16 protein-coding genes and 1 pseudogene are annotated in these 18,427 nt (G+C 42.2%); 5 read left to right on the forward strand and 12 right to left on the reverse strand.

From position 1 onward, the window contains the following. Nucleotides 1-102: 102 nt before the first annotated feature. Nucleotides 103-888, reverse strand: a complete 786-nt coding sequence (locus tag ACFQZE_RS15425) for an alpha/beta fold hydrolase (protein WP_379358507.1) — start codon at nucleotides 886-888, stop codon at nucleotides 103-105. A gap of 292 nt (nucleotides 889-1,180) precedes the next feature. Further along, nucleotides 1,181-1,675: a CPBP family intramembrane glutamic endopeptidase gene (locus ACFQZE_RS15430; protein WP_379358509.1), complete on the reverse strand. Its 495-nt coding sequence runs from the start codon at nucleotides 1,673-1,675 to the stop codon at nucleotides 1,181-1,183. A 1,089-nt stretch (nucleotides 1,676-2,764) separates the two neighbouring features. Here ACFQZE_RS15430 and ACFQZE_RS15435 point away from each other — a divergent pair. Continuing rightward, complete coding sequence (locus tag ACFQZE_RS15435; protein ID WP_379358511.1) at nucleotides 2,765-4,219, forward strand: MDR family MFS transporter; 1,455 nt, start codon at nucleotides 2,765-2,767, stop codon at nucleotides 4,217-4,219. A gap of 277 nt (nucleotides 4,220-4,496) precedes the next feature. Here ACFQZE_RS15435 and ACFQZE_RS15440 read toward each other — a convergent pair whose 3' ends face one another. The 3 genes from ACFQZE_RS15440 to ACFQZE_RS15450 form a co-directional block, all read right to left on the reverse strand. Beyond that, entirely contained in the window at nucleotides 4,497-5,147 is a 651-nt protein-coding gene (locus ACFQZE_RS15440; RefSeq protein ID WP_379358513.1) for an SGNH/GDSL hydrolase family protein, read from the reverse strand. A gap of 478 nt (nucleotides 5,148-5,625) precedes the next feature. After that, nucleotides 5,626-6,018 (reverse strand): hypothetical protein, encoded by a 393-nt coding sequence (locus ACFQZE_RS15445; RefSeq protein ID WP_379358515.1) that lies wholly within the window; start codon nucleotides 6,016-6,018, stop codon nucleotides 5,626-5,628. A 418-nt stretch (nucleotides 6,019-6,436) separates the two neighbouring features. Next, a complete protein-coding gene (locus ACFQZE_RS15450) occupies nucleotides 6,437-6,907 on the reverse strand; it encodes a VOC family protein (RefSeq protein ID WP_379358517.1) in 471 nt (156 codons plus the stop codon). A gap of 251 nt (nucleotides 6,908-7,158) precedes the next feature. On the opposite strand from ACFQZE_RS15450, the gene ACFQZE_RS15455 reads away from it, so the two are divergent. After that, on the forward strand, nucleotides 7,159-8,604 hold the full coding sequence (locus ACFQZE_RS15455; protein ID WP_379358519.1) for a DEAD/DEAH box helicase: 1,446 nt from the start codon (nucleotides 7,159-7,161) through the stop codon (nucleotides 8,602-8,604). Nucleotides 8,605-8,658: 54 nt separating this feature from the next. Beyond that, nucleotides 8,659-8,894 (forward strand): annotated as a pseudogene (locus ACFQZE_RS24375) (IS66 family transposase); the annotation flags it as partial. A 367-nt stretch (nucleotides 8,895-9,261) separates the two neighbouring features. On the opposite strand, the gene ACFQZE_RS15465 reads toward ACFQZE_RS24375, so the two are convergent. The 3 genes from ACFQZE_RS15465 to ACFQZE_RS15475 all read right to left on the reverse strand — a co-directional run bounded on the left by ACFQZE_RS15465 (nucleotide 9,262) and on the right by ACFQZE_RS15475 (nucleotide 11,521). Then, complete coding sequence (locus tag ACFQZE_RS15465) at nucleotides 9,262-10,851, reverse strand: recombinase family protein (RefSeq protein WP_379358521.1); 1,590 nt, start codon at nucleotides 10,849-10,851, stop codon at nucleotides 9,262-9,264. Nucleotides 10,852-10,920: 69 nt separating this feature from the next. Beyond that, nucleotides 10,921-11,079, reverse strand: coding sequence for a hypothetical protein (locus tag ACFQZE_RS15470; RefSeq protein WP_379358523.1), 159 nt, complete (start codon nucleotides 11,077-11,079; stop codon nucleotides 10,921-10,923). 58 nt (nucleotides 11,080-11,137) lie between these two features. After that, nucleotides 11,138-11,521 carry a DUF6075 family protein gene (locus ACFQZE_RS15475; protein ID WP_379358525.1) on the reverse strand — a complete coding sequence of 128 codons (384 nt, stop codon included), beginning with the start codon at nucleotides 11,519-11,521 and terminating at the stop codon, nucleotides 11,138-11,140. Between the two features lie 624 nt (nucleotides 11,522-12,145). Here ACFQZE_RS15475 and ACFQZE_RS15480 point away from each other — a divergent pair. Beyond that, entirely contained in the window at nucleotides 12,146-12,466 is a 321-nt protein-coding gene (locus tag ACFQZE_RS15480) for a hypothetical protein (RefSeq protein ID WP_379358527.1), read from the forward strand. 229 nt (nucleotides 12,467-12,695) lie between these two features. Here ACFQZE_RS15480 and ACFQZE_RS15485 read toward each other — a convergent pair whose 3' ends face one another. From ACFQZE_RS15485 to ACFQZE_RS15495, 3 genes are all read right to left on the reverse strand, one after another. After that, nucleotides 12,696-13,112 carry an HIT family protein gene (locus ACFQZE_RS15485; RefSeq protein ID WP_379358529.1) on the reverse strand — a complete coding sequence of 139 codons (417 nt, stop codon included), beginning with the start codon at nucleotides 13,110-13,112 and terminating at the stop codon, nucleotides 12,696-12,698. Between the two features lie 679 nt (nucleotides 13,113-13,791). Continuing rightward, entirely contained in the window at nucleotides 13,792-15,018 is a 1,227-nt protein-coding gene (locus ACFQZE_RS15490; protein ID WP_379358531.1) for a tyrosine-type recombinase/integrase, read from the reverse strand. 875 nt (nucleotides 15,019-15,893) lie between these two features. Continuing rightward, entirely contained in the window at nucleotides 15,894-16,367 is a 474-nt protein-coding gene (locus ACFQZE_RS15495) for a JAB domain-containing protein (RefSeq protein WP_379358533.1), read from the reverse strand. Between the two features lie 235 nt (nucleotides 16,368-16,602). On the opposite strand from ACFQZE_RS15495, the gene ACFQZE_RS15500 reads away from it, so the two are divergent. Beyond that, nucleotides 16,603-17,637, forward strand: a complete 1,035-nt coding sequence (locus ACFQZE_RS15500; protein ID WP_379358535.1) for a hypothetical protein — start codon at nucleotides 16,603-16,605, stop codon at nucleotides 17,635-17,637. 68 nt (nucleotides 17,638-17,705) lie between these two features. Here ACFQZE_RS15500 and ACFQZE_RS15505 read toward each other — a convergent pair whose 3' ends face one another. Continuing rightward, nucleotides 17,706-18,344: an HAD family hydrolase gene (locus ACFQZE_RS15505; protein ID WP_379358537.1), complete on the reverse strand. Its 639-nt coding sequence runs from the start codon at nucleotides 18,342-18,344 to the stop codon at nucleotides 17,706-17,708. Nucleotides 18,345-18,427: the final 83 nt, after the last annotated feature.

The raw sequence follows: 18,427 nt of genomic DNA on the forward strand, positions 1-18,427 counted from the left end.
CAGCTACTCCCTCCGTGAGCTGTTACGCTGATGGCTTTGTCACTGTTCGTCATAAAGGATTCTTTCATGGCCAGTCATGATCAGGTTTCGGGCTGCTTCGATCTAGGCGGTCAGAAAACGAGCCAATCGCTCGATGATCCGCTCATGCGCCTGCAAAAATACTCCATGTCCGGCGTCTGGCACCATAAAGAGTTGGGCATCCGGGATGCGTTTGGCCAAAATTTCTGCGTGGGCGGGGGTGAAAATCCAGTCCGCTTCCCCATGGATGACCAGCGTTGGAACAGAGATGGCTGGCAAACGATCGTAACAATCGAAGCTTTGGTAGGCAGCGTCATGAATGGACGAGGTCCGTTGATCGACGGGAAAACGCAACATGAGCTTCGCCAATTGTTCCATCAATGCCGGGTTATCTCGAATGAACCCCTCGGGGAAAAGGAGATGCAAAGAATCCTGAGGCGAAGAGAAGACAAATTTCCCGCTAATTAAATCAAGCATCTGTGAAGAAAGCGCAGCGCGCGTTATGCCGGAAGTCGTGCAAACCAGCACTAGCTTTTCCACGCGATCGGGGTTCTGAAGCGCGACCTCTTGAGCAATCATTCCGCCCATCGATTGTCCGAGTACGTATGCTTTTTCTATTTGCAGTTCATCCATTAGCCCCACGACATCCGCGGCCATGTCCGCAATCCCGTACTCCTTCGCCGGATGTCCGCTGCGTCCCGAACCCCGATTATCCAGCATAATGAAGCGGTACTCCACCGCCAGCGCGCTCCTCGTTGCCGGATGCCACCAATCTAGATTGCTATCCTTCCCTTGGATGCCGATCAAAGGAAATCCTTTCCCTTCGGTTTCATAATAAATCGGTATGCCGTTCAACGTAAACATCGCCATTCGATCTCCTCCATCCCGCCGTTTTTTAACGGTTATCACCTGTCTACAGGCCTGCAACTAATATAATGGAATCGATTTCGAAAGGAAATGTGCAAAAAAGTTCAATTGGGACGAAGATTATTCGGGCGTGTTCTCTTTTAGGGGGGGAAACGCGCAAGGTCGTAAATTTACTAAAAAAATCTTGACTTTACTCCTCTTGGATAGTTATCATAAAATTTCCATACCCAGATAGTCAGGAGCCGACTCTCCTGGCCGTCTTGCTCTAGGCATTCACCGTCTGTTCTTTCGGTGTTCATAATCCGATCATTTCCATAATCATCTGAGGCGGAGCATTCATAACCCCGTGAATGACGACGACTACCCAAACGTTGCGATACTTTGCCCATAAATAACCGAGGAATAGACCTGTGATTCCCTGGTTGGACAATACAGCCGCTAAATCGACGTTCCACTGCCCTGTACCTTGAATTGCCACATGCCAGATCGCCCACAATACGGATGTGAGGGCAATCGCAGGCCACCTGCCAAGCAAATGTTCCAGACGAGTTTGTAGCCAAACCCGATAAAACACTTCTTCCAGCAAACTATTAATGAGAAAGCCGAACAGGACGACAAGCACCAGAGTAGCCGAATCAAATCCGGTCGGTACGTAGGGAAGGCCGTAGGAGGAGCCATAACTGATAAACAACCAGACGCATACGACGACGAGCGGACCGAGCCAACTCCACGGAGACAATGAAGGTGGTCTGGCAATAGCGAAGCGCCAAGGCTTCAGTGATGGAGACATGATTCGTAGCATGACCAGCGGCAAGAGCAGGAGAAGTCCGAGTTTTAGACCTATATACCATATTTGAAATTCATTTTGATTGTTGGCCAGGATCACGCCGACTGTAAATAATGCCGCGCACGCTATCAGAATCCAAGCTTGGACTTCCAAAGTACGTTGCTGGACACCTTGTATGGGGGGATAAGCAGCAGAAGACCAGGGAAAAAAGCGAATAAGCATCATACAAACCAAAGCTGGGATCCATCGATGCCAGACAGGCATGGTTCCTTCGTGATCCGCCGTGTACCGTATCTCCAAATTACCACTCCATAAAAGCCACAAAGCGGCCGCAAAAATAACGGCGAAACTAAAGGTTCCGATTGCCCGAGCCCCGCAAGGTTGCGGTGTACGCATCATTATCACCCTTTCTTCTCATCTCGCTCGAACTGCTCCATGATCCGACGCACATGATGATCACACACTCATTTAAACACTGACGTTAGCGTTAGTGTCAAGTCGTCATTTTCACAGAATAGCGTTCACCTTAACGGGGCTATCGCCGAAAAATACTAAAGGAGCTGCTACGGCATGCTCCTTAGTTGATGTTCCTATGGATTTCTATTTTCATGATCTGCACGACAGGCTGACGATTCGGTGCCAAGGCACTTCGAAAAGTCGGCCTTTTCATTAATTTACCTAATTGAGTTAACCGGCACGATATCATAATCCCCAAACCTCATCCTGTCAAGAGATAATGTGCGAATGAGCGACATAGCGAGAGGTCCCCCCTAATGGTTGCGAAATACGAATGATTTTCCGAGAATGAAGAGCGATTTCGCTTTTTTCAATTCATCTGGTTTCATGTAAAATTTTCTTCAGGTCGTTGGGGAGAGGATAGGCAGAGAAGGAGGGTCAGCATGAACAGAGTGGACAAAATCAGATTTATGCTCTCTTTTACAGTAAAGCGCCCGAAGCAGAATGCTGCGAGTACATGGAGTTGAATCGGGATGGCAAATCCTTGTTAGAAAGTGATGATGCCGGATAATCTACACGACATCCTAGCCATTCGGTATCAAGGACAGAACGAAAAGAAAGTCCGGGAGGTAGAAGATGAACGAACAGGTTCACGATGCAAATGAAATGAAGAGAGGGCCCATATTAGCCGCGCTACTTATAGGTACATTTGTTGCGTTTCTTAGCGAAAATTTACTTGCCAATGCATTACCTGGATTGATCCGGGAATTCAACGTTGCTGCTTCGACCATCCAATGGTTATCAACGGGTTATATGCTCGTGATCGGCGTACTGGTGCCGGTGACCGCATTGCTGCAGCAATGGTTCACGACTCGCCAGATGTTTATGTCTGCGATGGCGTTATTTTTAGCCGGTACCTGCTTGTGCGCAGTATCCCCTGGATTCGAAATCTTACTGCTGGGCAGGGTTGTTCAGGCCTGCGGGACAGCATTATTGATACCGTTGATGATGAACACGATACTCGCCCTTTATCCTCTAGAACGCCGGGGTGCGGCAATGGGACTCTTGGGGCTGGTCATTATGGTCGCCCCTATCATCGGGCCAGCTTTGTCGGGTCTGGTCATCGATACCTTACACTGGCGTTGGCTATTCTATATGGTGATTCCTGTCGCATTGTTTTCGATTATTTATGCATTCATGTACTTAAAAAACGTAACAGAACTAACCAAACCAAGGGTCGATCTTTTATCCATTGCGATGTCAACCATCGGTTTCGGCAGCGTCATCTACGGCTTCAGTCGGACAAATCTCTGGACTGAGCCTGAGGGTTACCGTTTAATTGCCATAGGCAGCCTCTTCTTGCTTTTGTTTGTATGGCGGCAGTTCAAGATCAAAGAGCCTTTGATTAATCTTTCCGTATTCCGGCATCCCACTTTTTCTTTGGTTGCGGCATTGGTAGTCATCCTGATGATGATTCTATTCGCCACCACGACATTGCTGCCGATCTATATGCAGGATGTGATGCAACTGACAGCATTCACGACAGGTTTACTACTTATGCCCGGCAGTATTTTAAACGCAATGATGATGCCGGTGACGGGAAAATTATTCGATAAGTTTGGGCCGAGATTCGTTATTGTGCCCGGATTGCTCTTGATCGCCATATCATTATGGCAATTTGCCGGTATCGACAGCGATACTGCGCAAGGTTCCGTTCTCTTCAATCATGTTCTTTTATTCGTAGGCATATCGTTCGTCGTCATGCCGGCTCAAACAACAGGATTAAATCAACTTCCGCGTCATCTGGTCGCTCATGGCACAGCCATCTACAATACGCTCCAACAGATTGCCGGGGGAATGGGCATCGCTTTGTTCGTTGGAGTCATGTCATCAGGAGCCGATCGTTATCTTCATCATTCGCTCGATCCCACTTCCATGCATGAGAAAACACAGAGCATCCTTACCGGTCTACAAACGGTTTTTTGGATTGAATTTATTCTCGCCATACTTGTTTTGGTGCTAGGTTGGTTTATAAAAAAGTTACCTGTACATAGTGAGATTGATTCCGTAAATGTACAGAATGATTGTTGACCATACAACAAATAACAGTGTAAAAGAAATTGTGAAAACACTTGATATGTTTTTCGTCGTCACTTATGATACGGTCCAGCTTAACGGGGGTATTGGCGAAAAACCCACCGCGTGCATGACTGCCAAACCTTAACCCGATCCAATAGTTAAATGAGCTCAAATGCTCTATCGGCCCCACCCGCTCGAGAAGTTTGGAAGAAACAACGATTAACGCTGATTTCTGTCTATAACGGAGGCAAGTTTAAGGGCCACCCTTAGAAGGGTAATTATTTGTAATTTATTTCCACAAAAATCCGATCGTTCGTAAAAAAGCATTTGCTATCGCCATGTGCCCCGCAGTATTCGGATGTATGCGGTCCCACGCCAAAGCAGCCGGATAAATGGTTTCCAACAATCCCGCGAAAGCGGCCTGCGTATCTACGAATAAAGTGTCGTATTCTTCAGCAAGCGCTTTTACAACGGCACCGTATTCATCCATTGTGGTGCGCATCCGATCTTGTTGTGACGGCTCGATATAGAAAGGCGTCATGAGCACGATCCCTTTTACCCGCGGTTTTGTTTCCGCGATCAGTCCTCTTAACGCAGCTTCATACTCATCCAAATAAACGTGCGATTCTTTTTGAAGCGGCAGATCATACTGGCGCCATACGTCATTAATGCCGATCATGATCGAGACCCAGTCCGGGTTTTGCTCAAAAACATCCTTTTCCCAACGTTCTTTCAAATCACGCACGGTGTTGCCGCTTACGCCCATATTAACGACGCGTACGGCAAGCTCCGGATATATCGATTGCAGCATCGCATCTACCAATGAGACGTAGCCATTACCGATGGCGCCAAACAATCCCTCGCCGACAGGCCTTGCCCTCTCGCAATCCGTTATCGAGTCTCCGATCATAACTATCTTATCGCCTTTTGCTAGCAGCATGTTCCTTATCTCCTTTTATCGTATTTAAATTTCCATGAAGGAACCGAAATCATGCGAGCGAAGAAGCGGTATCCGCACATCCTGCCGCGTCTGCAATCGTCGCTTTGATGAAAAAGCCGCAAAAAAACTTGCTTTAATTCGCAACGCTTGTAATGTTTTAGCTATCGTTTCACTTTACTCTAATGACTTAGAAGATCGCAATAGCTCAAGGAGCTATTCATAGAAACCTGGATTTGCGCAGATCATTTCTTCCCCAGCACTCCGAAGCACTCTATCCGTAAAGACTGTCCTTTCATATTCTTGTGTAACGTTTTATCCTTTTTGCTCAGTCCTAATAGGCGACCTGTTGAATCGCTCTATAAAAAAACGAAGGCTCATATAGGCAGGAGATTGTCACTTCCCTGCACAGTACGAGCACTTCGTCAATTGCAACTAAAGGGTTGAACAACCGTATAACGAACGCTACTGAACTTATGTGTTAGGGATTGCTGTCTAAATACGCACTGGTAATCACCCAGCCTGTCGGCCCATAAAGTTCTACTTTGTAGATGCCAGCAGTCAAAGGAGAGGTAGTAAAGGAAGGCAGCTTAACGGAGCTATATACAGGCGTGCTGCCGATCGGACCGTTAAGGAGACTGGAAATCGAACCGCCATAAACAGACATCCAATCTCCGTTCGGCAATTGCTTGCGTAAGACAGCAATCAAATCATTGGACGGTCCCGTGTTGGCAAAGTAGCCTTTCAAGTACACATTTCCGTTTACTCCCGCATAGCCCTCTACTTGAATTAGAGTGGCAGCGGATGCGGTAGCGCCGACGGAGAAAATGGCGATAAGCAGTAGAAGCACTAAAGAAATGGCTTTCTTTTTCATAAACTTCACATCCTCTTCAAGTTAATTAAATTTCATTTCAATCCCGATGCTCACCCCCCTTACAAATTGTAAGCACTTACAATGTAAATATATTATAATACTAGTCTTTTTGCAATCGTCGAGCTTTACGGTTACGCTCATGACTAGGCAGGCTAGGTGCGGGGTTTGACACTTACGCTTAAAAGGGCCCGAGCAGCACTGGGAAAAAGAGCTGAACAAGCACTTATGACAGCAACAGTGCAGAAAATAAAGAAGAACGCCCTACACCTGGTCAAGAAGGCCAAGTAAAGGGCGATTATTGTTTTTTCTGTGTGCTAGCTCTAAAAACTATACCTATTCCTTTTAGTAAGTCTCAAGGGACTATCACAAGATCAACTTGGTGAGATATGCGGCTTTTATTTTTTATATTAAAGTGTTTTTAAACATCAGTTACTAATTTTTTACCCAATTGTTCCGCCAAACCGATAAGCAGTCCTTCGGTTCCCCGAATGTAGCAGAGCTTATATGAGTCCTTGTACTGAACAACTTCTCCAACGAGTTGAGCACCATGCTTAGTGATGAGCCTGGATACCATTTCGTCAATGTCTTCAACGGCGAACATGACTCGCAGATAACCGAGGGCGTTTACAGGAGCAGTCCGGTGGTCTGATATAGTAGGTGGGGTGAGAAATTGCGAAAGCTCAAGTCGGCTGTGGCCATCTGGAGTAACCATCATAGCAATCTCTACGCACTGTGAACCCAGCCCGGTTACCTGACCAGCCCATTCACCTTCAATAGTAGCCCGTCCTTCAAGTTTTAAACCAATCTCCTCGAAGAAAGAGATTGCGTTATCAAGGGATTCTACAACGATGCCAACATTGTCCATTCTTAGTAGATTGTTTTTTGCCATAGCTTTATCTCCTTATGTGTGCAAATTAATTACTTAATATTCTACTCGACAACAATTTTTCGCCATCACTTATAATAAGGTTCACCGTAACACAAAAAAGAGGAATTTTCAGGGTATTCAATAGCATGTCCTTTTTGTTCATGAATGTACCCATAAATCCATTGGGTTCAGAGTATAATGGATGAGTATACAATAGATATACGGTGGAACTGTATATATAGGTATTCAATATAGTGTAGAAGAGGTTGAAAATGAGTGAGAAGCATTTTACAGATTATCAATTAAGTGAAGAGATTGCGAGAGCGCTCAATAGTTTGGGTTACGAGACACTCACACAGGTTCAGACAGAGGTCATTCCTATTGCGCTTGAGAAAAAGGATCTTGTTGTCAAATCGCAAACAGGCAGCGGCAAAACAGCTGCTTTTGGAATCCCGCTCTGCGAGTTAGTGGATTGGAACGAAAATAAGCCGCAAGCACTAATCTTAACACCAACCCGTGAACTCGCGTTACAGGTCAACGAAGACATCACCAATATTGGACGCTTTAAGCGGATCAAGGCGACACCTCTCTTTGGGAAACATCCTTTTCATATCCAAAAGGCCGAGTTAAAACAAAGAACGCATATCGTAGTAGGTACGCCTGGGCGTGTGCTGGACCATATTGAACGCGGCACGCTATCGCTAGAGCGAATTTCCTATCTCGTTATCGATGAAGCTGATGAGATGCTGAATATGGGCTTTATTGAACAAGTTAAGACGATTATTCAAGCGCTGCCTCGTGACAGGGTTACTATGTTATTCTCCGCTACGTTCCCTGAGGATGTGGCCAAGCTGTCACGCAATTATATGGACAATCCTGTCCAAATTGAGATCCAAGCGAACGGTTTAACAACACCTACGATTGAACACACTCTTATTCAAGTGATGGATTCGGATAAGCTGGCACTACTTCAAAATCTACTCATTATTGAGAGTCCTGACAGCTGTATTGTTTTCTGCCGTACGCAAGAGCATGTGGATACACTATTTAAAGAAATGAATGATCTCGGTTACTCATGTGATCGTATTCATGGCGGGATGGAGCAGGAAGAGAGATTCGAGGTCATGCATGCGTTCAGAAGGGGACAATTCCGTTACTTGATCGCGACAGATATAGCATCTAGGGGTATCGATATCTCGAATATTACCCATGTCATTAATTACGATGTTCCACTTGAGAAAGAAAGCTATGTTCATCGCACGGGACGTACAGGTCGTGCAGGCAAGACGGGTAAAGCAATTACCCTCGTCACACCGAAGGATTCCAAGCGATTAGCCGAAATTGAGGCGTATATTGGATTCGCGATTCCGAAAGTAAAAGCTCCCTCCGAAGAGGAAGTTGACCGCCACAGAGAAAATTTTGAAAAGAAACTAAATATAAAACCTGAGCTAAAAGAAGATAAGCGCGAGCAATTAAACAAGCAAATTATGAAGCTTAACTTCAATGGCGGCAAGAAGAAAAAACTTAGAGCCGTGGATTTTGTTGGGACAATCGCTAAGCTTGACGGGGTAACCGCAGACGATATTGGGATTATTACGATCCTCGATTTTGTGACCGATGTTGAGATTCTGAACGGCAAAGGACCGCTTGTGCTTGAATTGATGAAAAACACGACAGTAAAAGGCAAACTGTTAAAGGTGCGCAAAGGGAATAAATAAAATTTGTTATTACAAAAAGGTGATATTGGAATCAATTGCACAAGAAAAAAGGCTACTCCGTCGTACTTGTGGCTATATTGAATCGGCCGCATGGTATTCAACTACCGACCAACCTGTTGAGGCCAGAATTGGAACAATTTCCTTAAGGGATTCAGCGGCTACCTGCACGTAGAAAGGTATACAGGCTATCACAAAGTAGCTTTGGTCGGATGCTGGGCGCACGGCGAAAGTTCGACGAAGCACTGAAGTCGCTGCCGGCTTCGCAAGCCAAAACGAAAACGACGGCGCAATAAGGGTTTGATTTCTGCAACCAGTTCTTCAATATCTATTCGAACAGATGCCGCAGCTCTCAGACCCGAAAGATCCGGAAGAACTAGATCAGTTACTGCCGCATATTTAAATCATAGATCAGCATAACTTAGTCCTCATCTATTTAATAGGTGGGGCTATTTTACGCTTACGTTCCACGTAGGCATCGATCATTCCCCAAAAAATATTTTAATATTTTAACACTACTCTGTGCATTTTAAATGATTACGAATAGCTCGAATTGGGCGACCTGATCGTAAACTTACCACAGAAGCCCTTACTCCGCCGCTACGTCGTAGGGGCCATTTCCTAGACCAGAAGCGTTTAATACAAAAATTTCTCCGTCACTTATGGTACGGCTCTCCTCTCTTCACTCATTGGTAAAGCATTAAACGCACTTTTGCCATCGTCTTCTGTAAACCAGAAGACGATGTTTTTAATACTTTTGCGGTCAGCTTCCATATGTATTTCCTTTATTAATGCACGAAGCAATGACCTCTTTTCTTCATTCGTTGCATCCTTAAATAGGCTGTCAAAGTTCAAAATGGCTTCCAGAATAACTTCCTTGTTGATGATCACGGTCGATTGTATTTTTTCAATCTCGCGTTCTAGGTGTGTGGTGAGTCGTTTGTTTTCGTTAATTTCCACTTCCAAAGCCTCGGATAAACGGTCATATCGTTCAGCTTTAATTTTCTCCGCATAGTAGTCAGCATCCTGCTTTTTCTGCTTCTCAATCAACTTTTTCAAGTATGTTCTTTGATTAGCTAAATCATTTTCCAGTTCTGCTGAGTTCTGGGTTTCCTCGCCCTTGAGTCGGTTCATTATACCGTCCACAATCTCTTGCTCTGCAAGAATCGTCTGAATAATTTGGAGTAAGTGTCCTTCAACAAGCTCCTTTTTTATAAGATTTGAACTGCAAACCGATTTACCTTTGGTGTGGTAATTTTGGCACATGTAGTATAAATGGTATCCTGATCCATCCCGTTTTGGACGCTTACTCATCACTGTGCCAGCTCCGCATACTGGACAACGAAGTAAACCGGATAGAATAAACTCGCCCTTGAAATTGCTTTGACTTACAGGGGATTCGTTGTTAATCTTCTTTATTGTCTGAACCTTACTCCATGTATCCATATCAATAATGGCTTCATGCTCACCTTCTGCTTTAGTTGGTTCAGCTTTGCCCTTACGTCTTTTACTGTTCCAATCACGTAATTTCCCCCAAGTCATCACACCTGTGTACTTCTCGTTTTCAAGAATGGTCTTAACGGTATTGGTGCTGAAACTTGCATTGTGCTTCGTTTTCTTGCCACTTTCATTTAGATGGTTGGTGATCCACTTGTACCCTTTACCTGAAATACGAAGCTCAAACACTTTTCGTACAATTTCAGCCTCATTCTCATTGATTACAAGCTTCTTGTCCACTACATCATATCCTAACATGAAACCGCCATTCCATTTCCCTTCACCTGCACGCTTTTCCATTCCTTTTTTGACTCGGGATACAATCAATTGTCGTTCGTATTCAGCAAAAGTGCCTAGCAGCGAAATAAACATTTTGCCAGTCTCCGTTGAGCTGTCAATATCGCATGTGCTTATAAGAAGTTTTTCACCTCTTGGGTGAAGTTCGCGGTCAACAAAAGTCAACACGTCGAGATTATTACGTGAAATCCGATCTACCGCCACAGCTAGGACGATATCGAATTTATCGTCCCTTAAATCGCGTAGTAACTGCTGCATACGAGGTCGATTAAAATCCTTACCGGAATAGCCCCCATCGTCATAGATATCAAAAATTTCGAATCCCTTTGACTCGCAATATCCCCTCAATATGTCCTCTTGGGCACCAAGAGAGAAGCCTTCCCGTTTTTGTTCTTCCGTCGATACTCGCAAATACAAAGCCGCTCTCTTTGCTTGAACTGTAACTGTGCTGCTCATTTTATCTTCCTCCGTTTTTTAGGAGCGGATTGCAATCTCCACAATCCGCGCCGTACATTGTCCTTACGCTTATTGCTGTTGCTTTTTATTTACATAATTTTTGATAAGACCAGCTAGCACACCAATAAGCTCATCTTTCTTTAACTCCTCGGTGGAAACAGTAATAAGCTGTTTTGAGTCCAATCCATCGTGCTTTGTCTCTTTTGTCTTCAGTGTTGTATTTGACATGTGAAATTCCCCATTTTCTGTTTTTTGTTTGTGTTTTTGCTGACGATTTCTAAGCTTCCTATCTGCCGCGCCTAATTCGACACGCCTCCATGAATACGTTGAACAACTCATCTCCCCACGTGCCGAGCGCCAAATAGAGAGAGAAATCATCACATCGTTCATCATGACGATGATTGTTATAAAGGTTTAAACCTAACTTGACCAAATGCAAGAATCCCGAGGATAACCCTGCTGCGAACGGTGACGGGTTGCTTGCTTCTTCAAAATACCAGTCAAACGGACCATGTCCATCTGTTACCGGATAATGATTGCAATGGTCATAAATGACAGGGTGTGCCACAATGTAGCATCCTGCTTGATACTGCGAATCATTTTGGGTAGCGGGATACTTTGTAAGTAATGCCTGAAAGTTATCCTGATGGCTCTTGTTTGTGAAGTACATATAAAACGTCCTCCTATGTAATTGGTTTGTCTTAAATGTCCCCTAACCTGACGGATCGGGTTTCTTCGAGGGCATGATGCCATCGAAGCGCGTCTTACAGCACAAACTGCAAGACTATAAAAATTTCACTCATGATAGGCGACTTTCAAAGAAAGTCAATCAAATTTCCTCCTGTTCACTGGATTGCCTTCCTGATTTTTGAAAATCGTTTGCCTCTTTTAGAGTGCAGGAAAGTAACCGTTCATACTTCGCACTTGGGCGAGGTAACGGTTCATGATTGTTCACGAGCCTAATAGGGCATCGTGTATTTCATCATGATTGCTGCAAAGCAATCATTCGCTTGTTGGGCGATTTCGTTGTTCACTCGGAACAACTGCAGATTCTGTTTGAGCCTCTTTTCGTCTAGGATTTTATGTTACTTCTCATCAGAAGTAATGGTTACTTTTGGTGTGCCCCGGTGGAGCTTGATCATGTTAGCAGGAAAAACAATCAAATAGCAAGAGGGTCTGAAAAAATATTTTTTTGTAGTTATATCCTCAAGAGACTAGCTTTTTGAAATTTTATTTTGTATACCTATAGGGAAGGCACTCATGCCTTTAAAACAAACACAGGAGAGATACCATAATGAAAATAAATCCTTTTATAATTGAGATAACAAACTATATCGTTGAGTATGGCGATGCTGGAGATTTGCTTTACGTGGATTTTAATTATGATGATGACACCTATGTCATTGGGTTTATCGATGTTGACGAAACCAAGAAATTTGTTGAAGTGTACGATTATCTATACGATAGAGGTTCACTTGTTAAATTTGTGGGGGATCCTCGCAACGAAAAGTATGAAAATGTAGATATTACAGAGGCAAATTTGAAGGAGTTGTCCGACTACATACTTCGTAAATTGCCATCGTTTGTAACCGAGGATATAAAGGCACGACTTTAAGAGTGCTGACTTCTTGTGATCCATTTGTATCTATGAAACGACAACAGTAGAAAAGCTATTAGTTTTGTCGCAATAGACTTGAGCAAATCTGGAAAAATATTCTTGGGTTGTAAACGGAAGGTCTTTCAGTTGGGCTCTGTTAGCGTTCAATGTTGATTTTTGAACAAAAGAAAACCGCCTCTTAATAATGAGGCGGTGATTAAACGATCGTTGTTTAGCGTAATAACTGTTAATTCATCAATTTTATCAATTTCTCTTTAGTCTCGGTCAAACGCTCCTTGGCATTCGTGTTGCCCAAAGGTTCAACCCACCCGAATCCATCTGATTCATAGCGTGGGAAGACATGCATATGGTAGTGTGTTAAATCATTGAATTTACCACCATTTTGAATAATGGTAATTCCATCAGGTTGGAACTGAGATTTTAGCAACTTTGCCAGCACTGCGGATGTCTTCATAATCTCAATGGCTGTAATTTCATCTAGATCATCGACATCATGGTAGTGTTGTTTTGGAAGTATTAGTATATGTCCCTCATTTAAAGGAGCAATATCGAGAATGCAAGTTACAAAATCGTTCTCGTAAACAATGTTTGTATCAACCATATTATTCGCAAGTTTGCAACCAAAACACTGATTCTCTGTCAATTCATTTCCCCCTCAATACTGCGTTTCGAAGAATAAGTATTCTGCAATACTTCCCTACTCTCCTGCCCGTTTACTTAATGAATAACATCAACATTTAAGATTAACAAAGTCTTTAAATTAAAAACAACGCCAATTTCGAGAGAATATCAGCGTTGTTTAATATATCAATTTGTTGAAATGTCTTACCCATTACTAGCGAATGGTTTTAAGCCGGTGAGCGAGCGGACTACCCCTTACAAAGGGTAGAAATGACTACATGCGGCAAAAGCCGTATGTCGCTCACGTTATAGTGCTGATCCTATCTAGAACCAAGCAGCCCAGGTCTCGCTTAACCTGCCATCAATCATGATTACACTATAACCTACCTGCCAAAAGGCACGAGGACGGTATGTGTTACTCGCATAAATAATATGCTTTCACTCTGGGAGAGGCAATGCCCCTCTAATAAACGGGCGACGTTATCGGTGATCAACCGACACCGAGCAAGACGGGCAACTCCGGGCATTTATAACGTCTTTTTTCTAAATATCCGATACGCCTACCGTCCGGATACGGGCATACTGCCACTTATATGAAGTTTTTCTCGTTTTTGCTTGAAGTGTTGATATTTCAATTAATGAATCTTAACCCAATCGGGTTCGCATATTGTAGTTTGAAAAGATATAATGATAATCCTTTTTTAGAGTTTGACTTTTTTTAAACCACGTTTATTTGGGCACAATTTATCATTTTTTCCATGACCGTAGTGCTCACTTATATACCTATTCACCAACCAGCGATGCTGCCGTTTCATCAGTTCTTCTAGAACATACTTGGGTTTAAGAACACCATTACGTCGAATAACCGGATTTAATTTTGGGTCTTCATTCACAAACTGCATAATGGCATCTACCAGTTGTTCTTTGCTCCAAGTTTTCAATCGTTGCATATGCCATTCGACTCCGGCTTTTCTGAAATCATGCACGCCTTTGTAACTGCTTCCAGCGCAGCGTTTAATGAGTGATCGGACTTGCTTTTCTGACAGGCGACTTCCCCAAATGCGTGTTTGCTTATTTGGGAAATAAGGCTCTACCTTTTTGAGTTTGTCCATAACAAATGGAGGGAGAGGAATCATACGAGGACGATTATTTTTGTTTTGATTTTTTTTGTTTAAATGGATACACTGATTTTCAAAATCTATCTGATCGAAACTGATTTTAAGCGATTCTGACAGGCGAGGATTACCATAAAGGTAAAGAGAAAGTAATGTTTCTTCATACTCGCCAAATTGTTTGGCAGCTTGTGATAGAATGCCTTGGGCTTCAAGGAGTGTATAACCTACACCACCGACGCTGCCGCGTCTGCGATCTGCTTTCCGAGCTTTTGGAATCATGCTTTGATGCTTTTCATTCACTAAGGAAGCATGTCCCTTTATGCCTGCTTTAACTGATGATTCTGCCATCTTTCGTATCGCACTAACATAAGAAGATATGGTTTTAGCTGACAGATTTTTATCCAGCATTGTTTGTATAAATCCACCGACCATTCGAGGCTTAATATCGCGCAATGTATTCACATTATCGAAGTTCTCATAACAATATTTAAGGAAAGTTCGACAGCTTCTTTTGTAACGCTGAAACGTCACCGATGACCAGATCCCTTGTACACCGAGCTTTCCGTTATTCCCTTTCTTTGCATCTCGTTTGGTTTGTTTTCCAGTTGAATAACGGGTAACTTTAGAATTGGCAACCATGACTTTATCCATATCGGCATGCAATCGAATGAGTTCTTTCTTTTGGCGGCTCGATAAGTGGTCAATTTTTCGTTGTTTATCGCTTACAGCAATTTTTTTATTTTGCTTTTGGTATTTTGGAACGAATGAATCTTGATCAATGATTTTATCTGTATGTGTCGAATCTATTTGCAATCACCTCCTGCCGGAGATATTATACTAGTATTTTAATTTTTGTGAATAAAAAAATAGAAAAGGGGTTTGAAAATGGAGTTGTCCATTCATAGTATTGAAACTGATCCACTTGAGTTTCATTACTTTAAACAGGGAAATTTACACTTCGTTCGTCTAAAGGAAATGACACAGAATGCGAATTTTGGGCGCTTTATTACGATAACGAATTCCGAGATATTCAAATTGATATCGAACATTTCAAATATATTCGTTCAAAGAAATGGAGTCATTGCATAAGCGGTATTGTAGATGAACTAAAAATCGAGCTATCCACTACGCCAATACTTAATGAAATTCTTATGAAGGATAAAAAGTATCAATTACCAACTATCCAAATTACTGGACATGTTAGTCTGAGTGGAGATAGGCATTTATTCGATTTTACTATTGATAATGAAACAGACCCTGATTATCAAATGTGGGTTGATAAAATCAACGGCGTTTGGTCTTATGAAATTAAATCCTATTTCGAAAAGAAGTACCCATCGAATATTCGAAGTCATATTTTTGGAATAATTAAAAGTATACCGCCATATCGCACCTATTTCTTGTATTGAATTCCCCCTCTACCTGCCTTATGAAGAAATTTCGCTTTCAGCGATACTTCATCAACGCCAGATAAAGGGGACGTATTGCCCATCAGCAACGCAAAAAAGCATCTAGCCGCTTACGGGCTACACGCTGCTATTGAGACGTTGAACACCTACACTAAAGCGAGAGGCTACAGCCTTCCCATTGTTACAAACCTTAATCGAATAAGGTTATACGTGGCGTGGTGACCAGTTAGTTGTTCAAACATGAAGGAACTTTGTACAGTTCCCTCAATTTAATGATAATCAGATTAGACCTTGTTCTTTCATACTAAAATAATGACTGTCACTTACGATCACACTATCGAGGAGCTCGATACCAATAAGCTCGCCAGCACTTTTTATCCGGATGCTTATCTCCTTATCCTCTAATGATGCCGCAGTATCACCGCTAGGATGATTGTGACACATGATAATGCTGGCACTGTTACTCAAAATAGCCGCTTTGAAAACCTCACGCGGGTGCACAATTGCTGTATTCAAACTACCGATAGCGATGGTTTGAATGGCGGTTACTTTGTTTTTGGTATCCAAGCAAATGAGGATGCAATGTTCGCGATCTTCATCTCCGATAAATGCCTTTGCCAATTCAAAAGCATCTTGCGGCTTGCGAATCTGATTGGTTCGATAAGCGAGGGTTCGCTCTCGAATCATTTTCAAGCTCACGACATTTAGCCTTTTCATGCGCAATTGTTTTTCTGAATCTTTGGTTAGTTGCATCTTGTGCATCCTCCATAGTTTTATAATTTTCTTGGTTAAATCCACGTGCATAACGCTCCGCGGCGCACTTTCACCCGTTACAAAACAAGTGAAAGCTTGTTCGCGAATCAATTCACGAACAAATTAAGCAGTAAATCCCGAAAATTGTAATAGAAAAAGAGCGATTGTCAAGTTTTTGTTGACAACCGCTCTTTTCGATTTATCATGTTCGCAAGAAAAGAAGGTGATAAAGGTTATGTATCAATTTATTAAAGAATTAGAAGAGATGAAATGTCCTCCGCTTATCGTCAAAGAAAAGGAGCTTTCCGAGGATAGTTCGATAAGAAAGAAATTTGTTTTGGATGAGAGCGATATCCGTCCTGAATTCAGCAAAGAGGTGTTGGAACAGGGATATGTAGTATTTCCTGTTTATCGAGATACTCGGATATTGCCCTTACAATACGGAGCAAAGTATTGCGACTACCGGGTAGTGAATTACGGGGGAGCCTGTGAAATTATTCAGGAGTACGGAAAGATGGAGATTAATCCTCAAGACACTCGATATATGAAGCCATCTAGTGAGAATCCAAAACCGCGTTCCTTTCATTTCTACTATGACAGAAAGGAAGGGCGTTATAAACAGGAACCGAACGAAGAACGATGGCAGTTAAAAATCAACGAACTCAAGAAAATTAAATCGAGCGAACACATAAATGAGTTAGTTTGGATGTTTTACGATTTTTATCAGGGTATTTGGATCGACAGCGTTCAATGTCAAAGTCGGTTTAATCTGAACCAAAAGCCGACTCACTTGGATTATTTGGACTATCTTTACTTCATCGATTGCCAAATAGAAAATGTAAAAGCGTACACGCTGCTACTTCATATATTCGGGGAACTGAGCGAAGAGGAGTATCAAATGACAGTAAAAATGATTGAGTCACTGGAACTTCACATTGAACGCGCGCGAAAATACCTTCACAGCAAAAAACTTGAAGATAGATTCGACCCCAAAGACGATGCGGTTCATGGTAAAACAATTGAAAAGCTCCAAACTCACATAAAAGTCCTCTTAAAGCCAGGCTACTTCGTAGACCCACTTAGAGAATTAATGTTTCCAAATATCGGTGAACTTTATGATCGTTTACAACTTAGCCGAGTTTACAATAATTTTGAGACACTTCGAGAAAAGAAAGAAAATATTATAATAAAAGCTAAAAAGGCTCTTCAACTCAAAGGGAAAACAACCATAAATGTAATAACGGATTTTTTGGTATATTTCGTAAATTGAATTCATTTGCAAAGGGCTGTGACAGCCCTTTTGATTTCAACTATCGTTATCCGTTAGCGGAATGAACCCTAACGGATGTCACGTGTCGTTTCGAGTAAATTAATAATATCTTGTGGTCGTTCAAATTTGTATTTAGAATTTATTTTCTCAGGATTTTTACAGCCCCAGAGAGCTAATCCAAAATCAATACCTGCATCTCTTGCACATTCATAATCGTAAATTGTATCCCCAATGTAGATTGACCGCTCTGGTTTTGCATCAGATATTTCTAAGAACTTCAATAAAGGTTCAGGATTAGGTTTATGCTTTTTTGTATCATCTGCACATACAATATGGCTTAAGTAATTAATTAGTCCGAATGGTTCAAAATCATCCCTTAATTCTACATTTGTCTTTGAAGTTACAATACCTTGACTAATATTCCGATTCTGTAAGTCACTGACAACGTCAAAAATACCATCGAATACTTCAATTGAACTAAAGAAATCCTTCATAAAAAAATTCCAACGATCATTAGCTTCATTTATATCATCAATTCCTAATTGAGGTAATGATTTTACCCCAGGAATTCCAAGAACAAATGACAAATCTACTAGTTCGGCATGTCTGCCATAATCTATTTTTAGCATTTTTTGAAGTGAACCTAATACAGCTTTTTCTGTATCAATTAAAGTTCCATCTACATCAAAAATAATAGTATCGTACATACTTGAATATCCTCTCTAATGGATCTGTTTCTTATGTCTTTTTTAATTACTGATGTGGATTTTCATATGTTAGCAAGCTGACA

The sequence above is a fragment of the Paenibacillus sp. GCM10027627 genome, from assembly GCF_042675505.1.
GTDB lineage: Bacteria > Bacillota > Bacilli > Paenibacillales > Paenibacillaceae > Pristimantibacillus.